Origin of the sequence: Nocardia sp. NPDC057272, from assembly GCF_042668615.1 — a bacterium.
Lineage (GTDB): Bacteria > Actinomycetota > Actinomycetes > Mycobacteriales > Mycobacteriaceae > Nocardia.
Genome location: NZ_JBHUYK010000007.1, coordinates 53451 through 75946, shown reverse-complemented (window position 1 = coordinate 75946; position 22496 = coordinate 53451). Strand labels below are relative to the sequence as shown.

24 protein-coding genes are annotated in these 22496 nt (G+C 67.1%); 11 read left to right on the top strand and 13 right to left on the bottom strand.

The window, feature by feature from the left end; translation table 11 throughout:
* Positions 1-259 precede the first annotated feature (259 nt).
* The 3 genes from ACFULV_RS12920 (at position 260) to ACFULV_RS12910 (ending at position 2362) form a co-directional block, all read left to right on the top strand.
* A complete protein-coding gene (locus tag ACFULV_RS12920; RefSeq protein ID WP_378627144.1) occupies positions 260-679 on the top strand; it encodes an acyl-CoA thioesterase in 420 nt (139 codons plus the stop codon).
* A 287-nt stretch (positions 680-966) separates the two neighbouring features.
* Entirely contained in the window at positions 967-1386 is a 420-nt protein-coding gene (locus ACFULV_RS12915; RefSeq protein WP_378656093.1) for a hypothetical protein, read from the top strand.
* A gap of 16 nt (positions 1387-1402) precedes the next feature.
* Positions 1403-2362 (top strand): MvdC/MvdD family ATP grasp protein, encoded by a 960-nt coding sequence (locus ACFULV_RS12910; RefSeq protein WP_378627141.1) that lies wholly within the window; start codon positions 1403-1405, stop codon positions 2360-2362.
* Positions 2363-2385: 23 nt separating this feature from the next.
* On the opposite strand, the gene ACFULV_RS12905 is transcribed toward ACFULV_RS12910, so the two are convergent.
* Positions 2386-2658, bottom strand: coding sequence for a helix-turn-helix domain-containing protein (locus ACFULV_RS12905; protein ID WP_266290315.1), 273 nt, complete (start codon positions 2656-2658; stop codon positions 2386-2388).
* A 126-nt stretch (positions 2659-2784) separates the two neighbouring features.
* Positions 2785-4416 (bottom strand): ABC-F family ATP-binding cassette domain-containing protein, encoded by a 1632-nt coding sequence (locus tag ACFULV_RS12900; RefSeq protein WP_378627138.1) that lies wholly within the window; start codon positions 4414-4416, stop codon positions 2785-2787.
* Between the two features lie 123 nt (positions 4417-4539).
* Here ACFULV_RS12900 and ACFULV_RS12895 point away from each other — a divergent pair, with 123 nt between their 5' ends.
* Complete coding sequence (locus ACFULV_RS12895; RefSeq protein WP_378656090.1) at positions 4540-5304, top strand: SDR family oxidoreductase; 765 nt, start codon at positions 4540-4542, stop codon at positions 5302-5304.
* 66 nt (positions 5305-5370) lie between these two features.
* Here ACFULV_RS12895 and ACFULV_RS12890 read toward each other — a convergent pair whose 3' ends face one another.
* Together ACFULV_RS12890 and ACFULV_RS12885 are read right to left on the bottom strand one after the other, a co-directional pair.
* Positions 5371-7758, bottom strand: coding sequence for an MMPL family transporter (locus tag ACFULV_RS12890; protein WP_378656088.1), 2388 nt, complete (start codon positions 7756-7758; stop codon positions 5371-5373).
* A gap of 207 nt (positions 7759-7965) precedes the next feature.
* Positions 7966-9033, bottom strand: a complete 1068-nt coding sequence (locus tag ACFULV_RS12885) for a lycopene cyclase family protein (protein ID WP_378656085.1) — start codon at positions 9031-9033, stop codon at positions 7966-7968.
* Between the two features lie 109 nt (positions 9034-9142).
* On the opposite strand from ACFULV_RS12885, the gene ACFULV_RS12880 reads away from it, so the two are divergent.
* The 3 genes from ACFULV_RS12880 to ACFULV_RS12870 are packed head-to-tail and all read left to right on the top strand — an operon-like array spanning position 9143 to position 11918.
* Positions 9143-10045 carry a Ku protein gene (locus ACFULV_RS12880; RefSeq protein WP_378656082.1) on the top strand — a complete coding sequence of 301 codons (903 nt, stop codon included), beginning with the start codon at positions 9143-9145 and terminating at the stop codon, positions 10043-10045.
* A gap of 15 nt (positions 10046-10060) precedes the next feature.
* On the top strand, positions 10061-10597 hold the full coding sequence (locus ACFULV_RS12875; RefSeq protein WP_378627132.1) for a GNAT family N-acetyltransferase: 537 nt from the start codon (positions 10061-10063) through the stop codon (positions 10595-10597).
* Positions 10598-10652: 55 nt separating this feature from the next.
* The gene (locus ACFULV_RS12870; protein ID WP_378656080.1) at positions 10653-11918 is read left to right on the top strand and encodes an NAD(P)/FAD-dependent oxidoreductase; all 1266 of its coding nucleotides are present in this window, start codon (positions 10653-10655) and stop codon (positions 11916-11918) included.
* On the opposite strand, the gene ACFULV_RS12865 is transcribed toward ACFULV_RS12870, so the two are convergent.
* Entirely contained in the window at positions 11919-12785 is an 867-nt protein-coding gene (locus ACFULV_RS12865; protein WP_378656077.1) for a MetQ/NlpA family ABC transporter substrate-binding protein, read from the bottom strand. It lies immediately after the preceding gene.
* Positions 12786-12916: 131 nt separating this feature from the next.
* Between ACFULV_RS12865 and ACFULV_RS12860 the strand changes: the two genes are divergently transcribed.
* From ACFULV_RS12860 to ACFULV_RS12850, 3 genes are read left to right on the top strand one after another with little or no spacing between them, the layout of a single operon-like run.
* Entirely contained in the window at positions 12917-13789 is an 873-nt protein-coding gene (locus ACFULV_RS12860; RefSeq protein WP_378656074.1) for a MetQ/NlpA family ABC transporter substrate-binding protein, read from the top strand.
* On the top strand, positions 13786-14799 hold the full coding sequence (locus ACFULV_RS12855; RefSeq protein WP_378656072.1) for a methionine ABC transporter ATP-binding protein: 1014 nt from the start codon (positions 13786-13788) through the stop codon (positions 14797-14799). The genes ACFULV_RS12860 and ACFULV_RS12855 overlap by 4 nt, the downstream gene beginning before the upstream one ends.
* On the top strand, positions 14799-15461 hold the full coding sequence (locus ACFULV_RS12850) for a methionine ABC transporter permease (protein WP_378656069.1): 663 nt from the start codon (positions 14799-14801) through the stop codon (positions 15459-15461). Before ACFULV_RS12855 ends, ACFULV_RS12850 begins: the two co-directional genes overlap by 1 nt.
* Positions 15462-15515: 54 nt before the next feature.
* Here the strand turns inward: ACFULV_RS12850 and ACFULV_RS12845 are convergent, their stop codons facing one another.
* The 3 genes from ACFULV_RS12845 to ACFULV_RS12835 all read right to left on the bottom strand — a co-directional run bounded on the left by ACFULV_RS12845 (position 15516) and on the right by ACFULV_RS12835 (position 18263).
* The gene (locus ACFULV_RS12845) at positions 15516-16016 is read right to left on the bottom strand and encodes a DUF4189 domain-containing protein (RefSeq protein WP_378656067.1); all 501 of its coding nucleotides are present in this window, start codon (positions 16014-16016) and stop codon (positions 15516-15518) included.
* A 242-nt stretch (positions 16017-16258) separates the two neighbouring features.
* The gene (locus ACFULV_RS12840; RefSeq protein ID WP_378656065.1) at positions 16259-16813 is read right to left on the bottom strand and encodes an NADAR family protein; all 555 of its coding nucleotides are present in this window, start codon (positions 16811-16813) and stop codon (positions 16259-16261) included.
* Positions 16814-16976: 163 nt separating this feature from the next.
* Positions 16977-18263: a PucR family transcriptional regulator gene (locus tag ACFULV_RS12835; protein WP_378627119.1), complete on the bottom strand. Its 1287-nt coding sequence runs from the start codon at positions 18261-18263 to the stop codon at positions 16977-16979.
* 159 nt (positions 18264-18422) lie between these two features.
* Between ACFULV_RS12835 and ACFULV_RS12830 the strand changes: the two genes are divergently transcribed.
* On the top strand, positions 18423-19046 hold the full coding sequence (locus ACFULV_RS12830; RefSeq protein ID WP_378656063.1) for a TetR/AcrR family transcriptional regulator: 624 nt from the start codon (positions 18423-18425) through the stop codon (positions 19044-19046).
* Positions 19047-19107: 61 nt separating this feature from the next.
* Here the strand turns inward: ACFULV_RS12830 and ACFULV_RS12825 are convergent, their stop codons facing one another.
* The 5 genes from ACFULV_RS12825 to ACFULV_RS12805 form a co-directional block, all read right to left on the bottom strand.
* The gene (locus ACFULV_RS12825) at positions 19108-19704 is read right to left on the bottom strand and encodes a DUF4189 domain-containing protein (protein WP_378656060.1); all 597 of its coding nucleotides are present in this window, start codon (positions 19702-19704) and stop codon (positions 19108-19110) included.
* 46 nt (positions 19705-19750) lie between these two features.
* Entirely contained in the window at positions 19751-20230 is a 480-nt protein-coding gene (locus tag ACFULV_RS12820; protein WP_378656057.1) for a DUF4189 domain-containing protein, read from the bottom strand.
* A gap of 122 nt (positions 20231-20352) precedes the next feature.
* Positions 20353-20760: a metal-sulfur cluster assembly factor gene (locus tag ACFULV_RS12815; protein WP_378627114.1), complete on the bottom strand. Its 408-nt coding sequence runs from the start codon at positions 20758-20760 to the stop codon at positions 20353-20355.
* Entirely contained in the window at positions 20757-21239 is a 483-nt protein-coding gene (sufU, locus tag ACFULV_RS12810) for a Fe-S cluster assembly sulfur transfer protein SufU (protein WP_056810385.1), read from the bottom strand. Before sufU ends, ACFULV_RS12815 begins: the two co-directional genes overlap by 4 nt.
* A gap of 3 nt (positions 21240-21242) precedes the next feature.
* Positions 21243-22496: a cysteine desulfurase gene (locus ACFULV_RS12805; protein ID WP_378656054.1), complete on the bottom strand. Its 1254-nt coding sequence runs from the start codon at positions 22494-22496 to the stop codon at positions 21243-21245.

Below are 22496 nucleotides of genomic sequence, written 5' to 3'. Positions count from 1 at the left end.
TTCGTTGTCTCACAACCATTTTGAGCACGCGAATGCCCGCTGGCTCAATAATGACCCAGCTCGCGGGCGCCGTCAATGGCAAGCGCGAATCCGACCGAACAACCTGGTAGAGCCCGCGCGCGTCGTGAAATTTCCGGCCGGCGCGGCGGCGATCGCGATGGGCGTAAGGCCACGGCAGCCATACCGGACCGCCCGGAATGTGTCCGAGATTGCACACGCGCCGGGAACAAGCACGCGCGAGCCCCCGGTTATACGCCGTATGACGTTCTCCGTACCGGTCCTCGTCCGCGGCTACGAGCTCGACACCCAGGGCCATCTCAATCACGCCGTCTATCACCAGTACGGCGAGCACGCTCGGTGGGAGCTGCTGCGCGCGGCGGGCATCCCGCAGGACAAGTTCATCGCCAGCGGCGTCGGCGCGGTGGTGCTCGAGTCGACCATCAAATACAAGCGCGAGCTGCGCGGTGGCGACGAGGTCACCGTGACGTGTGTGTTCGACTGGAAGGAAGGCGAGAAGGTCTTCCGCTTCCACCACCAGATCATCAAGCTCGACGGGACCGTCGCCGCGGAGATCACCGTCGTGGCGGGCGCGATGGATCTGACGGCCCGCCGACTCGTCGCGAACCCGGCCGACCACTTCCGCGAGCTCGCCGAGAATCCCGAACTGCTCGGCCTCTAGACACCACCCACGGCGCGGCAGGCACCATCCGGCACAGACCCGGAGCGGCCTGCCGCGCCGTTGTCCTCTGCGTTTGCTGCCCGATTGCCCGGGTGAACCCAGTTCCCACATCCGAGTTGTCCGAAATTCTTTCCCCACAAGGCGATCACGCGCCGCTCGGCGGTTTGCCCGGCGCTCCGCAAATCTTGCGAACCCGCTCGGCGGACCACGCGTTCACGTTATGATCCGAAGCACCTTTTGGGGTTCTGGCAAATCGCGAGCAGACGAGAAGATCGGAGTGAGTGCCCATGACCGACGCCATCCACCTCCCCGCTACCGCGTCGTCCCGAGATCGGGGCCCCGCCTTGCGCGGACTGCTGGTGGCCGAGTCCGATCGCGACATCTCGGTGCGGGTCGACGGTGGTACCTGGACTTTCGACCGCAGTGACATCGTCCGGCTCACCGAAGACCGCGCGAGCGCCGGTGAACGTCAGGTGCGGGTCGACATCCGCCCCGGCGCCACCGCCGATTTCACCCGGCGCATGCGCGTCGAGCTCGTCGATCGGCCGATCACCCTCGCACCGGAACCGTCGGAGGCGCTCGGCGACGAGCAGCTGGCCCGCGCGACCCGTGGCTGGGCGGCCAAACTGCGCATCGCCGAACGAGGTGGTGTCACCGGAGCGACGTTCACCTTCCGCGACGGCATCAACTGCGACAGCCTCGACTGAAACGGCCGCGCAAGTCATGGAAGGCGCTACCGACGCCGTGCTCATCGTCTCCGAAACCGACGACCTGCACGCCGATGCGCTGGCGTCGACCCTGCGCGAACACCACGGGCTCGACCCGATCCGGCTCGACCTGCGCGACTTCCCCACGGAGACAGGGAGTTTCCGGCTCGACAAAGCGGGCACCAACCGCGCGATGTCACATGTCCACGGTCTCGACGACGTCCGCGCCGTGTGGTGGCGCAGGCCGCACCCGTGCCGGGTGCCCACCGGCGTGCGCGCGGCCGACGACGCGTTCCGCCAGGCCGAGTGTGACGGATTCCTGCAGGGCATGCTGTGGTCGATCCCGGCGTACTGGGTCAACGATCCGGCCGCCGAGCGCACCGCGAGCCGCAAGATCGTCCAGCTCGAAACCGCGCAGCGGGCGGGTTTCACGATCCCGGAAACGCTGGTCACCAACGACCCGGACGAGGCGCGTAGTTTCGTCGAATCCCGGTGCGGGCCAGTGGTGTACAAGCGCACCGGCACCGGCCGTGGCGAGTTCTCGGAGACGAGGATCATCACCGGGCCCGAGCTGAACAGGCTCGAGTCGATCCGGTCGACGCCGACCACGTTCCAGGATTACGTGGAGGCCAGCTGCGATCTTCGGGTCGTCTGGGTCGACGGCGTCGAGTGGAGTGTGCGCATCGACTCCCAGGCGGGCGTCGGACGCATCGATTCCCGGCTCGACACCTCGGTCGCGTTCGCGGCGGATCGGCTACCGGCGTCGGTCAGCAAGTCCCTCGCGACCCTGATGGGAGCGCTCGGACTCAGCTTCGGCGTGGTCGATCTGCGCCTGGGCAGCGACGGCGAGTACTACTTCCTCGAGGTGAACCCGCAGGGACAGTTCGCGTACCTCGAGATCAAGACCGGCCTGCCACTGTTCGCCAGCCTGGCCAATCTGCTGGTCCGTGGCGACGGAGCCGTCGCAGGCTGGTAACGGCACCGTAGCGCGGCGCGCGGTCAGTCGGCCGGATTCTTGCGCCGATTGGCGCCACCGCGCCCACGCAGTTCTACATGTGACTCGACCAGCACATTGTGGATGAAGCCGTACGAGCGGCCGGTGGATCTGGCCAGGGTGCGAATGGACGCGCCCGCCTCGTACTGCTTCTTCAGCTGGGACTGCAACCGGTCGCGGGACTTGCCCGTCACCCGGGTGCCCTTACCCAGGGCTGCCTTGCCGATCGTCGATTTACCCTTGGCCGACCTAGCGGCCTGTCTGGCACTGTCGCTCATGGCTTCCTCCGAGTCGCCGAGCACTTCTTCCAGGCTAGACACTCCGCACTCGGTGATCAACGAAAACAGTGATCAAACTCACGCGATCCCGGCGAGTTCCGCCACGACACAGCGTTTCACCACGGATCAGGCGAGGTCGATCAGCTCCGCGTACTCCGCGGACCAGTGGTCCTCGGTGCCGTCGGGCAACAGGATGACCCGCTCCGGGTTGAGCGCCTCGGCCGCGCCCGGGTCGTGCGTCACCAGCACCACGGCGCCCGCGTAGGTGCGCAGCGCCTCGAGGACCTGCTCGCGCGAGACCGGGTCGAGGTTGTTGGTGGGCTCGTCGAGCAGCAGCACGTTCGCCGCCGAGGACACCAGCCCGGCCAGGGCCAAACGCGTCTTCTCACCGCCGGACAGCGTGCCCGCCGGCTGCTCGAGCTGCGGACCGGTGAACATGAACGCACCGAGCAGGCTGCGCAGCTCCTGCTCCCCCGCGTCCGGAGAGGCGTGGCGGATGTTCTCCCACACCGAGGCCTGATCGTCGAGGGTGTCGTGCTCCTGGGCGAAGTAGCCGACCTTGAGCCCACGGCCCTGCTCGACGCCGCCCGCGGTCGGCGTCTCGACACCGGCGAGCAGTTTCAGCATGGTCGTCTTACCGGCGCCGTTGAGCCCGAGCACCACCACGCGGCTGCCCTTGTCGACGGCGAAGTTCACGCCGGTGAAGATTTCGAGGGAACCGTAGAGCTTGGTCAGGTCCTTCACCATCAGCGGCGTCTTGCTGCAGGCCGCGGGCTCGGGGAACCGGATGCGGGCGACCTTGTCGCTCACGCGCACGTCGTCGAGCTCGTTGATCAAGCGTTCGGCGCGACGCACCATCTGGTGTGCCGCAGCGGCTTTGGTGGCCTTGGCGCCGAGCTTGGCAGCCTGCTGACGCAGCGCGCCCGCCTTCTTCTCGGCGTTGGCGCGCTCGCGGACGCGGCGCTGCTCGTCGGTGGCACGGGCGTCGAGGTACTTCTTCCAGCCCATGTTGTAGACGTCGGGCTCACCACGCACGGCGTCGAGGAACCACACCTTGTTGACCACGTCGCCGAGCAGTTCCACGTCGTGGCTGATCACGATCAGGCCGCCGTCGTGGTTCTGCAGGAACCCGCGCAGCCAGGTGATGGAGTCGGCGTCGAGGTGGTTGGTCGGTTCGTCGAGCAGCAGGATGCGATCGGAGCGCCCGCCCGAGCCGTCGGACGCGGAGAACAGGATGCGGGCCAGCTCGATGCGGCGGCGCTGACCACCGGAGAGGGTGCGCAGCTGCTGATCGAGCACGCGGTCGGGCAGGCCGAGGCTGTTGCAGATGCGCGCCGCCTCGCTCTCGGCGACGTAGCCGCCGAGCGAGGAGAACTGGTCCTCGAGGCGCCCGTACCGGCGAATCGCCTTGTCGCGGGCGGCATCGTCGGCCACCTCGGCCATCTCGACCTGGGCCTTCTCCATGTCGCGCAGCAGCACGTCGAGCCCGCGCGCCGAGAGCACCCGGTCTTTGGCGATCACATCGAGATCGCCTTCCTTCGGGTCCTGCGGCAGATAGCCGATGTCGGTGGAGCGGGTGATCTTTCCGGCGTACGGCTCACCCTCGCCCGCGAGGATGCGCAGGGTGGTGGTCTTCCCCGCACCGTTGCGACCGACCAGTCCGATCCGGTCGCCGGACTGCACCCGCAGCGCCGGCCCAGGGGCCGAGAGCAGGGTACGGACTCCGGCCCGGACCTCCAGGTCGGTCGCCGTGATCACAGAGTTCTCCTCAGAGTAAGACAAACGGGAAGGGCATATCGGCAAGAACCACTTATTTTACCGTCGACGCTGCCGGAAGCCGAACCCGGCGCTGCCCGATGTGAGCGTGGTTACTCTCTTGCCATGACTACCGATCTACTGGGCCGGACCGCCCTCGTCACCGGAGCCAGTCGCGGCATCGGGCTCGCGACCGCGGCCGAACTGCTGCGCCGGGGTGCGAACGTGCTGATCACCGCCCGTAAACCCGAACCGCTGGAGGCCGCGGCCACCGAGCTGCGCGCGCTGGGCCACCAGGGCCAGGTGAGTTTCATCGCCGGCAACGCGGGCGACGCCGACGCGCGCGCGGACGCCGTGGCGAGGGCCGTCACCGAGTACGGCTCGCTCGACATCCTGATCAACAACACCGGCATCAACCCCGTCTACGGTCCGCTGATGGACGCCGATCTGGGTGGCGTCAGCAAGATCTTCGATGTGAACGTGGTGGCGTCGCTGGGCTATGTGCAGCAGGCCTACCGCGCGTGGATGGCCGAGCACGGCGGTGCGGTGGTGAACGTGGCCAGCGTCGCGGGCATCCGGTCGTCCGGGGTGATCTCGGCCTACGGCGCGTCGAAGGCGGCGCTGATCCGGCTCACCGAGGAGCTGGCCTGGCAGCTGGGCCCGAAGATCCGCGTCAACGCGGTGGCGCCGGGCGTGGTCAAGACCAAGTTCGCCGACGCGCTGTACTCCGACGACGAGGAGCGTGCCGCGAGCGTGTACCCGCTGAAGCGACTCGGCGAGCCCGAGGATGTGGCCCGGCTGATCGCATTCCTGGTGTCCGACGAGGCAGCGTGGATCACCGGCGACTGTGTGCGGGTCGACGGCGGGTTCCTGTCCACCGGCGGCATCTGAACCCGCCAGCTCTGAAACTCGCAGGGGCGGGCGGCGGTTCGGCGTGCCTGCCCCTGCGATGTCTTGTCAGTCCGAGGACTCGCGGCTTCCCGTCGAGGCCGAAATGCTCTCCTGCGCCCGCGAGTTCTCCCGCGCACCGTCCTCGGCCCGCGCCGGGTCGGCCCGCTCGGCCTCCGCTCTGGCCGCTTCCGCCCGCGCCGCCTCCGCCCGTGCGAGTGGATCCACGACGACGATCTCCGCCGGCCTGGCGGCGAGCGGATCACGCACCACCACTTCACGTTTCGACCGGGCCGAGCCGCCCTCGTCCAGGCCCCACCGATCGTGGAGGCGACGCAGGAATTCCGGTGCGTACCAGTTCGCGTCGCCCAGCACCTTCATCGCGGCGGGCAGCAGGAACCCGCGCACGAGGGTGGCGTCGACGATCACGGCCAGCGGCAGGCCGATACCGAAGGACTTCATGAAGGTGATGTCGGAGGCGAGGAAGCCGAGGAACACCAGGGAGATGAGAATCGCCGCGGCGGTGACGATACGTCCGACCCGTTCCAGGCCGAGCGCGACCGCGGTCTCGTTCTTGCCGGTCCGGTCGTATTCCTCCCGGATCCGCGACAGCAGGAACACCTGGTAGTCCATCGCGAGCCCGAAGGCCGCGGCGAACAGCATCACCGGGACGGTGGCCGACAGGTCTCCGGTGACGGTGAAACCGAGCACCCCGGACAGGTGGCCGTCCTGGAAGATCCACACCAGCGCACCGAAGGTCGCGGTCAAACTCAGCGCGCTGAGGATCACCGCCAGCACCGGCAGCACCACGCTCCCGGTGAGCGCGAACAGCACGATCAGCATCATGATCACCACGAAGCCGAGCGCCCACGGCAGTGCGTTCTCGATCGCGGCGACCGAGTCGGCATTGGCGGCGGCCACGCCACCGACCAGCAACTCGCTCGGTGTCCGCACCGCACGCACCTGGTCGACCAGGTTCGCCAGGGCGTCGCTGTCACCGGTGGTCGGCACGATCGACAGGTAGACGGCCTTCTCGACCCGGAACCGCGCGTTGGCCGCGGTGGGTTCGAGGAGCAACCCGCCCTGGGTGTAGCTGCCGGTGGCGGTGTCGACACGGCGGACGTTGTCCAGATCGGACATGTCACGCGCGATGGTGTCGAGTCCCGCGGCGCTGTAAGCGCTTTCGGGCAGCACCGCGACGAGCGTGTGCTGGTCGCTCTCGCCGAAGTCGCGGGCCACGATCTCGGTGACCTGACGGGAGTCCATCGATTCCGGCAGCGTCCGTTCGTCCGGGAATCCGAGTTTCACGCCGAGGAACGGAGCGCCGAGCAGGAGCAGCAGCGCGGTGACAGCGAGTCCGATCGAGATCGGCTTGCGCATCACGGCCGTGGCCAGCTTGTGCCAGGCGCCCTCACCCGGCGCGGGACGCGGCGCGCGCAGGAACCACCAGCCGAGCTGGCCCTTGTCGATGCGGGTACCGATCAGCAACAGCGCGGCGGGCAGCGCGGTGAGCGACACCAGCGCGGCCAGTGCCGCGACGACGATGCCCGCGTAGCCCATCGACCGGATCGCCAGCAGGGGGAAGAACAGCAACCCGGCCAGCGCCACCGCGACGGTGAGCGCGGAGAACGCGACGGTGCGGCCCGCGGTGCGCAGGGTGGTGGCCACCGCGCCCGCCGGCGTGCGGCCTTCGGCCAGTTCGTCGCGGTAGCGGCTGACGATCAGCAGGCTGTAGTCGATGGCCAGGCCGAGGCCGAGCAGCGTCGCCACGTTGGTCGCGGTGACGGCCAGCGGCGTGAACAGGGTGAGCAACCACAGCGCGCCCATGGTGGTGAGCACGGTGCCGATCGCGACGAGCAGCGGCAGGCTCGCGGCGACCAGGCCGCCGAAGACGAACAGCAGCGCGATCAGGGTGAGCGGGAACGCGATGGCCTCGCCCTTGGCGATATCGGTCTTGCTCTGCTGCACCGTCTCGTGCATGAGCATGGCGAATCCGCCCGCCCTGACCTGCAACGATCCTTGTTTACCCGTCAGCTCTGCGGAGATGGCGGTGACGCGTTCGTCGATCTCGCGTTCGCTGCCGAGCACGCTGGCAACGATCAGGCCCTGCTTGCCGTCGACACTGCGCAGCGCGGGCTGGTGGGAGGTCCAGTACGACATCACCTCGGTGACACCGGCCCGTTCCTGCAGGTTGGCGACCAATGCCGTTGCCGCCGTGGTGGATTCGGGATCCTCGACCGAGGACTCGGTTTCCACCAGCAGCAGCAGGTTCGGCGGCGCCTGCCCGAACTCGGTGCGCAACACCTCGAGCGCGCGGCTGGATTCGCTCCCGGAGTCGGTGTATCCGCCGCCCTCCACCCGCTCGAACAGCGTGGCGCCCAGTGCGCCGAGCACCACCGCGAGCACCGCGAAAACGCCGAGCACCCAGCGACTGCGCCGCCTGGTGAATTCGAACACCGGATTGTCCCCTAACTCGTCACACCATCGCGCGAGGCGCATATCGACGTGCGGGGGCACGGTGTAGTTCCGGCCGTCCCGCCTCGTCGGCCCGATCCTGTTGGCGGGTCGGCGCGTTCGCGTGGCGATCGTAGCAACTTCGTGGCGGCACCGCCGGGCCTCTGGCACACCCTTGGTCGTCCGGTCGGCGACAGGTCCCGGCTTCGGCTACCGGCGAGCCGCGCCGACGGCCGAGGTCACGACGGTGCGGCGCAGATTCGGCGGAAGATCGGCGAACAGCGCGCGCATCGCGGCGAGAGTGCCACCGAGGTCATCGAGGCCGGACAGATAGGAAAGCTGCAGGTGCGCGGGCAAACCGAAGAACGTCTCGAAGAAGACCGGTACCTCGCGTGGCGGCAGAGCCAGCAGCGCGCGCAAACCCGCGCGGCGCAAGGCCGCCACGGCCCGCGCGCTGGGCGTCCACACCGCGCCACCCGCGACAACGGTGTCGGCGGCGGCGAGCGCGGCGGCGACGCTGTATCCGGTCGCGGGGTGGGTCAACCCACCGGCCGCACCGAATCGGCCACGCCCGGGCATGCCGCCCTGTACCGGAAACCGCACCCGTTCAACGGGTTCGGCCCCGGTGAGCGCGATCCCCCGCACGCGCAACCGATGTTCGAGCCGGCGTCGCAACACGTCCGGCGCGAGCGCGGGTCGCCCGGCGAGGCAGGTCTCCTCGAACAGCACGGTGTCGGCACTCAGCGGTATCGCGTACAGAAACGACGGTGGGTCGTCGGGATCGGCCCCGTTGTCCGGCCGCCAGTCCATGAACAGTGTCGGCTCGAGTCCCGTACGGTCCACGACCACCCCATAGGCGGTCTGCTCGGCGCGACGCGGCGACCGGGCCAACCCCCGCGCGTCGACTACCTGCCCGGTACGGGTGAGCCCGCCCGCCGTCCGCACCGAGCGCGTATTCACCTCCACGGCGTGGTCGGCGATCACGGCCGCGCCGTCGAGCGTCAACGACGACTGCAGCGCCGCCGTATCGAAAACCTGATAGGTGCGATCGATCCGATGTTCGCGCACCGCCCACGCCGTCGGCCCGTCGATCGCCGCCGCGACCACGCCGGAATCGAGCCACCCGGGCAATTCATCGACCCACGCCGCATAGGTCGGCGTCCATACTCGATCCGGGCGTGGATCGATCACAGTGACGTTGCGCCCGGCCGCCAGCGCACGATGGGCCACGGCCCGGCCCGCCGGCCCGATCCCGCACACGATCACCTCGACACTCACGCGGCAATTGGATCAGACGCAACGATTTCAAGCACCGCCGGATCACGGGCGGGCACCTATTCGAGATCGCTTGCTCGCCCCGGCGCGACATTTCGACCATGATGGGTGGATGAGATCGATCTGGAAGGGCTCGATCGCTTTCGGGCTGGTCAATGTCCCGGTCAAGGTCTATACCGCGACCGAGGACCATGACATTCGGTTCCACCAGGTCCACGCCAAGGACGGGGGCCGGATCAAATATGACCGCGTCTGTCAGGTGTGTGGCAAATCTGTGCAGTACTCCGATATCGACAAGGCCTATACCTCACCGGACGGTGAGCAGGTGGTGCTGACCGACGCCGATTTCTCGAAACTGCCCGCGGCGGAGAAACACGAGATTCCCGTGCTGGAATTCGTGCCGTCCGACCAGATCGACCCGGTGCTGTTCGATAAGAGCTATTACCTCGAACCGGATTCCACGACGCCGAAGGCCTATCAGTTGCTGGCGGCGACCCTCGAACGCATCGACAAGACCGCGCTCGTCCATTTCACACTGCGCCAGAAGACCCGGCTGGCCGCATTGCGCGTGCGCGACGGTGTACTGGTGCTGCAGACACTGCTGTGGCCCGACGAGGTGCGTGCCGTCGAATTCCCGTCGCTCGACGACGCGCCCGCCCCGCGTCCGCAAGAACTGAAGATGGCCGAAACCCTCGTCGAATCGATGTCAGGAGATTTCGACCCGTCCGAATACACCGACGAATACCAGATCGAATTGCAGAAGCTGCTCGACGAGGCGATCGCCAGCGGCACCGGCAAGGTCGAGCCCGCCGCCGAGACAGCACCCGCCGAACAGGCCGATGCCGAAGTCGTGGATCTGGTCGCCGCGCTGCAACGCAGTCTCGAGACCAGCGGGCGCCGGGAAGCCGCCCCGGAGAAGAAACCCGCGAAAAAGGCCGCCAAGAAGGCCGCACCGCGCAAATCGGCCGCGCGCAAATCCACCGCGTCCAAGACCGCGGCCCGCAAGGGCGCGTAGGGCACACTGGCGGCTATGGACACCGCCATCGCTGTCGTGCCGATGGGTTTGGGACACCTGCGTCAAGTCCTCGACCTCGGCCATCAGGTTTTCGACACCACCATCAAGCCGTACACGTCGTGGTCGCTCACGGCCGTCGCCGAGCACCTCGACAGCCCCGACAACGCCTGCTGGGTGGCTCTGGATTCCGACCGGGTGGTGGGGTTCGTCCTCGGGTCGATGGAGTTCGAGCATCGCGACGACTGGGCGTATCTGGAATGGATCGCGGTAGCCCCTGATATGCAAGGCCACGGGATCGCGCGGCGGCTGGTGAACGTGTGCTCGGAGGCGCTGTTCGCCCGCGGCGCACGCCATATCGTCACCGATGTCGAGGACCGCAACAGCGCCTCGGCCGCGCTGATGACCAGCAGCGGATTCGTGCCCGCCGCGACCGTCACCCTGCTGGTGCGGCCCAACCCCGCCGCCCCCGACGACGACGCCGCACTGCCGCCGATCACCAAACGCGATCTCGTCCGCCGCGGCAGACTGTCGGTGGAGCACCCGCTGCGCTGACCCGCCGCCGGAGCGCCTCGAGCACATCACCCCTGGTCGGGCCTACTCTCGGCGGGTGGCTCCTACTCCGCGAGACGAGCACGACGGCGCCGAGCTGACCGTGGTGGCCGATATGTGGTCGCCCGCGTGCACCGTGATCCGCACCTTCCTGGCCCGCAACGAAATCGCTTGTCGCTGGGTGCAACCCACCGACCAGGCCGGCCGCGAACTCCTCACGGACCACGGATTCACCGTCGCGGACACCCCGGTGCTGTTCGGGTCGGACGGGCGCACCCTCAGGCCCACCGATGAAGAGCAGCTCGCGCAGTGGGTGGGTCTGCACACCAAGCCCACCTCCGACAGCTACGACCTGCTCATCGTCGGCGGCGGCCCCGCGGGCATGGCAGCCGCCCTCTACGGCGCGTCGGAGGGACTGCGCACGATCCTGCTCGAACGGTGGGCGATCGGCGGTCAGGCCGGGCTGAGCTCGAGCATCCAGAACTACCTCGGTTTCCCCGACGGCATCTCCGGCTCCGACCTCACCGACCGTGCCCGCAGGCAGGCGTGCAAGTTCGGCGCCGAACTCGTGATCAGTCTGCGAGCCGACCACCTGCGACCGACGGACCACGGTTTCGCGGTGCACTGCACCGACGGCATCACCATCACCGCCCGCTCGGTGATCGTCGCGAGCGGCGCCACCTTCCGCACCCTCGACATCCCGAGCGTCGACAAGTTCAACGGCCGCGGCGTCTTCTACTTCTCCGCGCTCACCGAGGCTCCACTGTGTTCGGGCTCCGATGTCTACATCGTCGGCGGCGCGAATTCCGCCGGCCAGGCGGCGGTCTACTTCGCCTCCTGCGCGCGCAGGGTGATCATGCTGGTCCGCGCCGATTCCCTGGCTGTCGAGATGTCGACCTACCTGATCGAGCAGATCGAGGCGATCCCGGCCATCGAGGTCCGCACCGGCGTCGAAGTCGTCGACGCCTCGGGCGACACCCATCTCGAACACCTCACCCTGCGCGATCGCACGACCGGCGCCGTCGAGCAAGTGCCCGCGACCTGGCTGTTCGCCTTCATCGGCGCCGACCCGGCCACCGAGTGGCTCGACGGATCCTTCGCCCGCGACGACCGCGGCTACCTGCTCACCGGCCCCGATATCGCCATCGTCGACGGGTCCGACTCCCCCTGGCCGTTGTCCCGCCCACCCCTGCACCTGGAAACCACCGTGCCGGGAGTGTTCGCCGCGGGAGACGTGCGCGCCTTCAACGGGCACCGTGTCGCCGGCGCCGTCGGCGAGGGTTCGATGGCCGTGATGCTGGTGCACAAGTTCCTGGGTGACTGACTACTTGCGGAACTTCGTTTCCAGCTCGCGCAGCGTGGCTTGCAGATCGGCGGCGTCGTTGGTCTTGAAGATTCCCGCGTAGCCCGTCTCCGCCTGTACCGTGGCCACCACCTCCGGATCATGGTAGAGCTGCGCGAGTTTCAGGTAGGTGGGGTTGTCCTTGTCGGCTGCCCGCGCCGCGAAGACGTTGATGTACTGCTTCAATTCCGGACGTGCCGGATCGTCGGTGTAGATGACCTGCTGCTGGGTCAGGCCGGCGGGCCCGGCGAACGTGTCGTCGACGAACGCCGCGTCGACGCTGTCCAGTGACTGCGCGGTGAGCGTCGGATCGATCGTGGTGAGCCGCACCTTCGAGGCGCCGGTGTCGACGTCGTCGATCGTGGAGTCCCAGCTCGCGCCGCCCTTCAGCACGATCAACCCCGCCGCCGACAGCCCGAGCAAGGGACGGACCTGTTGCGCCGGATTGTTGCTGAGCGTGATCTGCCCACCCCGCGGGATCTCGGCGACCGAGGTGTGCTTCGTGGAGTACAGAGTGAGCGGGAAGATCTCGGTCGCGCCGATCGGCACGATCGTGTCGTTGTTGGCAACGTTGTAGTTGGCCAGGTACCGCACGTGCTGGAATTTGTTGAGGTCGACCTGTTTCTGCGCCAGCGCCGGATTGGGCTGCTTGTAATCGGTGAAGTTCACGTACTCGACGGTGATGCCCTGCTCGGCCGCCTTGCGTTTGTACACCTCCCAGTGCGGTTGTGCGATGTCGTTCACACCGATCCGCACCACGCCGTCCGGGTGGTCTTGCCCACAGCTCACCGCCCCCGTTGCCAGCGCGACCAGGACCGGAATCGCCAGAAGACGGCGCAGGATTCGCATTGTCCGCAAGTTAGACGGGCGTCCCAGTGTTTGCGAGGATTTCGCTCATGGCAAGTCAAACCGTTGTCGGCGGGTAGTGCCGACAGCTTGGATGGCCGAGTTCATCTTCTGCTAGCAATTCGGGAGTACAAGTGAAATTCCTTCGGACACTGGCGATCCCAGTGCTGATTGCAACCGCGGCCCTCACCCTGACCGCGTGCGGTTCCGATGACGACGCCTCGGGCACGGTCGTGCGGATCGGCACCACCGACAAGGACAAGGCTTTCGAGGTCTTCGAACAGAAGGCCAAGGAGCAGGGCATCACACTGAAGGTCACCAATTTCTCCGATTACAAGCAGCCGAATACGGCGCTGTCGCAGAAACAGATCGACCTCAATCTGTTCCAGCATCTGCAGTTCCTCGGCCAGTACAACGTGGCGAGCTCGGACACGCTCACCCCGATCGGCTCGACTTATATTGTGCCGCTGGGCCTTTACTCGAAGAAGCACAAGGCTCTCGCCGATATCCCCGCCGGTGGTGAGATCGCGATCCCCAACGATCCGACCAACCAGGCGCGTGCGCTGTTCGTGCTGCAGGCCGCCGGCTTGCTGAAGATCACCGGCACCTCGGTCCAGCCGACGCCCGCCGACATCGACAAGGCCGCGTCCAAGGTGCGCGTAACCCCGGTCGATGCCGCCCAGACCGCGTTGTCGCTGCCCTCGGTCGACGGCTCGGTGATCAACAACACCTTCCTCGACCGGTCGGGCGTGGACCCGAAATCGGCGCTGTACAAGGATGACCCGAAGAATCCGGCCGCCGAGCCGTACATCAATGTCATCGTCAGCCGCGCCGAGGACAAGACGAATCCGACGTATCTGAAGCTGGTCGAGATCTGGAAGGACCCGGCCGTGGCCACCGCGCACGCCGAAACCACCAAGGGCACCGCGGTCGCGGTGAACCGTCCCGGCGCCGAGCTCGAGCAGATCCTGGACCGGGTGCAGCAGGGCATCCGCACGGCCAAGTGAGTGCCGAACCCGCCGCTGTCGAATTCCGTTCCGTGACGAAAGTTTTCGGCAGCGGCGACGATCGGCACACCGCACTCGACGGTATCGACCTGCGGATCGAACCGGGTGAGATCTTCGGCGTCATCGGCTACTCCGGAGCGGGCAAGTCCACGCTGGTGCGGCTGATCAACGCGCTCGACAAGCCTACTTCGGGCACCGTCACGATTTCGGGCACCCCGATCACCGGGGTGCCGGAGTCGGCGGTGCGCAAGCTGCGTCGCGATATCGGCATGGTGTTCCAGCAGTTCAACCTGTTCCGATCCCGCACCGCCGCAGGCAATATCGAGTACCCGCTGAAAGTGGCGGGCTGGAAACGGGCCGAACGCAAGGCCCGCGTGGCCGAACTGCTCGACTTCGTCGGGCTCACCGACAAGGCGCGCGCCTACCCCGATCAGCTCTCGGGCGGGCAGAAGCAGCGGGTCGGGATCGCCAGGGCGCTGGCGACCTCGCCCTCGCTGTTGCTCGCCGACGAGGCCACCTCCGCGCTGGACCCGGAGACCACGGGCGAGGTGCTGCGATTGCTGAAGAAGATCAACGCCGAACTCGGGGTGACCATCGTGGTGATCACCCACGAGATGGACGTGATCCGCGCGGTCGCCGACCGGGTCGCGGTGCTCGCCGAGGGCCGGATCGTCGAATTGGCCTCCACCTTCGACGTTTTCGCCGCGCCGCAAGCCGCGCCGACACGGTCGTTCGTGGCGACCGTGCTGCACAACCGGCCCGACGCGACCGAGCTGGATCGGTTGCGCGAGCTCCACGGCGGCCGGTTGGTCACCGTCGACATCGACGACCACAGCGGTCTCGGCGCGGCGCTGGCCGCCGCGACCGCCGCCGACGTGCGCTTCGAGATCGTCTACGGCGGGGTGAGCACGTTGCAGGACAAGACATTCGGCAGCGTCACCCTGGCGTTGCACGGGCCCGATGCCGCGCTGGATCGCGTTGTCGCCGACCTGGAACGGAAGGCGGGCTGATGGAGACCAACTGGGAGAAGCTGCGGCCCACACTGTTCGAGGCGATCGGGACCACCGTCTACCTGGTCGGCGTGACGTTCGTCGTCGCGGGGCTGATCGGGCTGGTGCTCGGGACCGCGCTGTACACGACCCGCAAGGGTGGCCTGCTGGCGAACGGGCCGATCTACTTCGTGCTGAATGTGATCGTCAATGTGGTGCGCCCTATTCCGTTCATCATCCTGCTGGCCGCGCTCGGCCCGGTCACCCTGGAGGTGGTGGGCACCACGATCGGCTCCGAGGCGGCGTTGTTCGTGATGATCGTCGCGGCCTCGTTCGGGATCGCGCGGATCGTGGAACAGAACCTGGTGACGGTCGATCCGGGCGTGATCGAGGCCGCGCGTGCGGTCGGCGCGGGACCGCTGCGGATCATTCTCACGCTGATCGTTCCGGAAGCGTTGGGGCCGTTGATTCTCGGCTATACCTTCGTGGTGATCTCGATCGTCGATATCTCCGCGATGGCGGGCACCGTCGGCGGTGGCGGGCTCGGTGATTTCGCCATTGTCTACGGGTATCAGCAATTCCAGTGGCAGGTCACCATCGTGGCGGTGCTGATCATCATCGCCGGTGTGCAGGGTGTGCAGTTCTTCGGCAATTGGCTGGCCAGGAAAGTACTGCGCCGCTGAATCCAGCAGGGGTACGGGCCTATTCGGTCCGTACCCCTGCCGCTTCGCGTTTCGCTATACGTTCGCCGTGCACGCGGACAGGATGACACTCGCCGCACGCGGCGACGCCGAACCCGGATCCGGGAACGGGGCGGCACTGAAGCCGAGCACGTCCACCGCGGAGCGCTCGGCCGCGTCCAGGGAGTGATCCCACGACCAGCCGAAGCGGTAGTCCGCGCCTTGGGCCACCGCGCCGCACGCATTGCGGAATTCGACGACGACCTGGCAGTCGCGCACACCGCACTCATCGAGCGCGGCCTGGCTCGCCGCGGCCCAGCTGCCGTAGTTCACCGCCGAGGCCACCACGGCGCGGCCCGACGACAATGCCAGCGCCCCGTACAGGTCACCCGAGGCGGTCTCGAATCCACCATCGCGCGACACCGCCGTGTATCCCGGCGCCTCAGCGATCGCCACACCACTCGCCCCCGCGGCCGCGGGCCCGGCGTTCACCACGGTGAACGCCGCCACCGCGGACAGCGCGACCACACCAAGGGCATAGTTGCCCAGACCAGACATCAGAGATTCTCCCCGTCGAAATACCGACTCCGAGCCTCGAAGCCGAACCAATCATGAACGGCCGCCGACTTCCCCGGAAATAGCTTTCCGGCATCGCCACGACACCATTCAGCGAACCTGTCATAGCGCCGAGACATTTCCGGCCACAACAGTTCTCGCTTGTCGAAACGCCCGATTCCTCCCGAACCGCTCGTCCGCCACAGACTAACAACACCCACCGACAAGTAGCGATGGACCGCTATCTACCGGCGAACCAACTCGTCCCGCGCCCGCATCAACGCGAACCCGAGCAGATTGAGCCCCTTCCACCGCGCGGGATCCAGCGCACCCGCATCATCGGCGGCCATCCCGATCCCCCAGATCCGGTCCACCGGACTGGCTTCGACGAGTACCCGCGCGCCGGTACCGACCAGATATTCCCGCAGCGCGTCATCCTGCCCGAACTTGGCCACGCTCCCCGCGACCACGATGTCGAATCGTGCTCGTTCCCAGATATCTTCGTCGAAGTCACGGATCTGCCTGCCGAGCTTCTTCGCCTGGCTCGGATGACCGACCTCGAGGATCTTCGCCGCGGTAGCCGCGTCCTCGAACAGCATTGCCTTGCGCCACATCATGTAGTGCTCGGCACTGGCGAATTCCACACCGTCGACTACGAATGTCGCCGGCCACCACTGGCTCAGGCTGCTCGAGCCGATCGTTCCGTCGCGACGTGGGCTGTGTCCCCAGAACGCCAGGTACTTCGGCGACGCGCCCTGCTCGATCGCCCGACACAACTGCTCTACCGATTCGGCGGTCATCACCCCTCCTAGTTTTAGTCTATATAACCATATACCAAAACCAGTTCACTGCGTTTCCCGATGCGCCGTCCGGTATTCGCTTGGCGGACTGCGGGATCGGCAGTCGAAGGCCCCGGCATCGCGACAGCTTCAGGGTCGCGACGCCGGGGCCGGAGGTGGGGGTTCAGGCCGAGCGGATGCCGTCCAGGTCGGAGTAGGGGTGGGGGGCGGGGCGGCGGGGAATTCGGGCTTCGGTGACGGCGGAGTGGGGGGCGGGGCCGGTGTGGAAGCTGCGGGCGATCATCGAGGAACGCAGTTGCCACAGGCCCGAGGACTGGGCAGGGTCGAGGCCGGTGAGTTGAGCTACCCGGCGCAGGCGGTAGTCGACGGTGTTGGTGTGGATGTGCAGCAGCCGGGCGGTGCGCTGGCGGTTCATGTTGTTGGCGATGTGCACGCGCAGGGTTTCGTAGAGCTCCGGGTGGTTGTCGAGGGGGGCGAGGAGTTCACCGAGCCGGGCGCGACCGGGGCCAGGGCGAGTGAGCTGGTACTCCAGGGCCAGGTCGCCGAAGCGGTAGAGGCCGGGGGCACTGTCGAGACGCTCCACCATGTCCAGGAGTTCGTGGGCACGCTGGGCCGCGTCGGGGATCTCCTCCGTGGCCGCGGGCACCAGAGCCGCGGTGATGTCGACATGCGCGGCCCTCGACAGCGCTTCGACCAGTGCGTCGAGTTGCTCGCCGACCAGCAGATCGGCGGGGATCAGCAGCGTGCCGCCGTCGACCGACAGCAGCGACAGCACCTGCTCACCGCACCGGTGCGCCAATGCCGTCTGTACCCTGCGCAGCTTGCGCCGCGCCACCACCGCACCGTTCACGCGCGGGTCGCGCTCGTCGGGGTGCGCCCCGATCGAGAGTGCGAGCACCGAATACGCGTCGGAGACGGTGATGCCGACCTCGCGGGCCATGGTGACGGTCGACTGACCGGCCAGCAGTGCCGAGGTGAGGGTGTGCACCGCCGTGTGATGTTCGCCGACGGCCTCACGGTGCTCACGGATGTAGGAGCGAGTCACCGTGGTACACAACAGGTCCGAGATCTCGACCACCCGGCGGAAGCCGTGGATCAGACTCGCGCGATCGACGTCGGCCACCTCGTCGTAGACCGCGTCGAAGGAGAGCCGGAAGCCCTCGTGGAAAGCGTGCAGGATCGTGTCGATCGGCACGCCTTCGCGCGCCCAGCCCGCCGCCGCCACCGCGAGCCGGTTCAGCTTCACCTCCTCGTCGCGGCCGTCCAGCATGCCGCCGACGATTTCCAGGCACATGCGGGTGACCGAGGTGACGTCACCGGCGATCACATCGCCGGGTAGCGTCCGGCAGGTCGCGACATTGTCGACGAAGTGGCCGACCAACCGGCTGGTCATCGTCCGGACATCGCGCAGGGGCTGCCACAGGGCCGTCTCGTCCAGTGGGATCGTCATCGTCGACTCCTCCTTCTTCTACACCCCGGCGCCGCCGGTAGTGGTTGTGCTTCCGTCATGTCGGCCGATGTGATGGCCTACACTGCGGTTTCTCTGTGATCATGACTGTAGGGTGAGCAACCGCTCACCTTCTACTCTTCTTTCTGCCGAGGTCGATAGATGCCCCCGCAAGCCGATAAGCAGCGCAAACGCCCCAAGCAGGACCGGGCGAAAGAGACGAGAACACGCATTCTCACGGTGGCCGCTCATCTTTTCGGCACCCGCGGTATCGGCAATACCTCGACCAACCGGATCGCGACCGAAGCGGGCATGAGCATCGGCACGCTGTACCGGTATTTCAACGACCGCGACGAGATCGTCAAAGAGCTCAACGACAGCCTGTTTCTGCAGGTAGAAGAGCGCTACAGCCAGCTGCTCACCGCCAGTTCCGGCCAGTCCCCCCGCGATGCCGTGATAGGTCTGATCCGCTCCGCCGTCGACATCCTCGTCGCGAACGGGCCGCTCGTGCGCGCCCTGGTCGCCGATCTGCAGTTCTACGGCAGCGGTATCCCCGAATTCGAACCCCGGCTGCGGATGCTCATCAAGCTCTACATCATCCAGTTCATGGGCCCGATCAAGCACGTCGACATCGACGTGATGGCCTTCGTCGTGCTCAACGCGGGCTTCGCCACCGCGCTGCGTTCGGTCGAACTCGACGACGCCGAGCTCGACGCCATCATCGCCGGGACCGCCGACATGATCAGCGCGTGGATAGACTCGGTCGCCGTGGTCGAGAACGCTTAGTACACAACAGCAAAGGGCCCGGATCCTGGGTGAGGATCCGGGCCCGTTCGCTACGCGATGGTCAGCGCGCGTTCGCCGTGCAGATCGCGTCGACGATTTCGGAGCCGCTCAGTCCCGCCGAGCCCGTGTTGGCCAGCAGCGCGGTCGGCGTCAGCTCCGAGAGGTTCTCGTACGCCTTACGCTCGGCCTCTGCGCGCGTCGCACCGGTCGACCACGCGATGCCGTTGTCACTCTCGACCAGCACGGCGCAGCCGTTGGCCCACGTCGTCACCACGTTGCAGTCCGCCAGGTGGCAGTCGGCGATCGCGGCGGCCTGCGCGGCCTCGGGGCTTTCCTCGTTGACGCTGGTGCCGTAGATCGCCTGGCCGTCGCTCAGCGCGATCGACGCCCACTGGTCGCCTGCCGCACTCGCCGTACCGGCGCCCAGCACCGACCCGGCCGCAAGAACCGACGCCGCAACGGCGAAGACGGCCTTACCCATGAAACTCATTCGAAAGATCTCCTCTGGAACCTGTTCCGAAAGTCCGGAACCTTCAAGATCATCACTGATGACCCGGTGATAGCCAACCGTTCGGTGAAACATCACATCACCGCCGTCAGCACATGAATCCGGGCCCGCATGCTCCGCCGTGATCAGCGTCTGGGCCGAAGACGACACGAGCCCGGACCGCTGCGCGGCCCGGGCTCGAGAATCGCCGTGACGATCAGCGCGCGTTGGCGGTGCAGACCGTTTCGATGACATGACCGCCGGCCAGCTGCGACGAGCCGACGTTGACGAGCAGGCTCTGCGGAGTGCCCTCGGTCAGCGCGAGGTAAGCCTCCCGCTCCGCGTCGGCGCGGGTCGGGCCCTTGCCCCAGGCGATGAATTCATCGTTCTCCACCAGGGCCGCGCAGCCGTTGACCCACACGGCCTCCACCATGCAACCATCCGCGGCGCACTGTTCCAGTGCGGCAGCCTCGGCCTCGGCGCGCGTGGGATAGCCGACCGAACGACCGTAGTTCGCCCAGTCGCCGTCCGCGGCCATCGCGCCCCACTGGTCGAGGCCGACCGCGTTCGCCGAACCGGCACCGAGCACCGAGCCGGCCGCAAGGCCGAGCGCCGCAACGGCAAGGCCGGCCTTACTCATGAAATTCATTCGAAAGATCTCCTCGTGAAACAGTTCCGGCAAGTCCAGAACCGTCAAGATCATCACTGATCGCCCGGTGACAACCAACCAGAACGGGAATCATCACACCGGAACCGGTCGACACATAACCGCAAAAAGGGCCCGGATCCAGCCAGGATCCGGGCCCGAAAAGTGCGGTGCTACACCGTGAAGCCGAGGGCACGCAGCTGTTCGCGGCCGTCGTCGGTGATCTTGTCCGGGCCCCACGGGGGCATCCAGACCCAGTTGATCTTCAGGTCCTCGACCAGACCGCTGCGCACCAGCGCGTTGCGGGACTGATCCTCGATGACGTCGGTCAGCGGACACGCCGCCGAGGTGAGCGTCATGTCGAGGGTGCAGATGTTCTCCCCGTCGACCGACAGGCCGTAGACCAGGCCGAGGTCGACGACATTGATGCCGAGTTCGGGGTCGACGACATCACGCATCGCCTCCTCGAGGTCCTCGAGGTGCTGAATCTGTTCGGCCGTCAACTCGACCTCGGCGGGTTTGTCGACCTCGGCTGCCGCCGCGACGTCCGGGGTCTGTGCGATATCGGTGCTCTCACTCATGTGGCAGACTCCCCATTTCCCATCGGTGCCTTGGTTTCCTCGGCCGAACTGATCTGCACGACAGCGTCTTTGAACGCCATCCACCCGAGCAGCGCGCACTTGACCCGCGCCGGGTACTTGCTCACACCGGCGAGGGCGATGCCGTCGCCGATCATGTCCTCGTCGCCTTCGACGGTGCCGCGGCTGGAGATCATCTCGCTGAACGAGTCGACCACCTTCAGCGCCTGCTGCACCGGCAGCCCGATCACCTGATCGGTGAGGATCGAGGTGGCTGCCTGGCTGATCGAGCAGCCCTGGCCGTCGTAGGAGACGTCGGCGACCTCACCGGCGTCGTCGATCTGCACCCGCATCGTCACTTCGTCACCGCAGGTCGGGTTCACGTGGTGCACCTGCGCACCGAACGGTTCCCGCAGCCCGCGGTGATGCGGGTGCTTGTAGTGATCCAGGATCACTTCCTGGTACATCTGTTCCATACGCATGATCTAGGCAACTCCGAAGAAGGTCTTGGCCTTCCGCACGGCCGCGACCAGTGCGTCGACCTCATCGAGGGTGTTGTAGACGGCGAACGAGGCACGCGCGGTGGCGGCGACACCGAACTTGCGGTGCAGCGGCCAGGCGCAGTGGTGCCCGACCCGGATGGCCACACCCTGGTCGTCGAGGATCTGGCCCACGTCGTGGGCGTGGATCCCGTCGACCACGAACGACACCGCGCCACCGCGATCCACGTTCTCGATCGGCCCGACGATGCGCACGCCCTCGATCCCGGACAGACCGTCGAGCGCGGCGCCGGTGAGGGCGTGCTCGTGCGCGGCGATCGCGTCCATGCCGAGGTCCTCGAGATAGCGCACCGCGGCGGCTAATCCGACGACCTGCGAGGTCATCGGCGTGCCCGCCTCGAAGCGCTGCGGCGGCGGCGCGTAGGTGGTCTTCTCCATCGTGACGGTCTCGATCATCGACCCACCGGTGATGAACGGCGGCGTCTCCTCCAGCAGCGCGCGGCGGCCGTACAGTCCGCCGACACCCATGGGGCCGAGCATCTTGTGGCCGGAGAACGCGGCGAAATCGACACCGAGCTCGTGGAAGTCCACCGCCATGTGCGGCACCGACTGGCAGGCGTCGAGCACGACGAGCGCGCCGACCGCCTTCGCCCGGCGGACCAATTCGTCCACCGGAGCCACCGCGCCCGTCACGTTCGACTGATGGCTGAACGCGAGAACCTTTGTCGCGGACGACAGTTCGAGCGAATCCAGGTCGATGCGGCCGTCATCGGTGATGCCGTACCACTTCACGGTGGCACCGGTCCGACGCGCGAGCTCCTGCCACGGAACGAGATTCGCGTGGTGTTCGAGCTCGGTGATGACGATCTCGTCGCCGGGGCCCACCTTGTAGGGAAACCGGTCGTCGCCGAACGCGTTGGCCACCAGGTTCAGCGACTCGGTCGCGTTCTTGGTGAACACGATCTCGCCGGTGTCGGCGCCGACGAAGCGGGCGATGTCGGCGCGCGCCTCCTCATAGGAGTCGGTCGCCTCCTCCGCCAGCTGGTGGGCACCGCGGTGCACCGCCGAATTCCGGGTGAGCAGGAACTCGCGCTCGGCGTCCAGCACCTGCAGCGGGCGCTGCGAAGTGGCACCGGAGTCCAGGTACACCAACGGTTTCCCGTCCCGCACCGTGCGGTGCAGGATGGGGAAGTCGGCCCTGATCCGGGCCACGTCGAGCGCTGGCACCGTCGCGGTCAT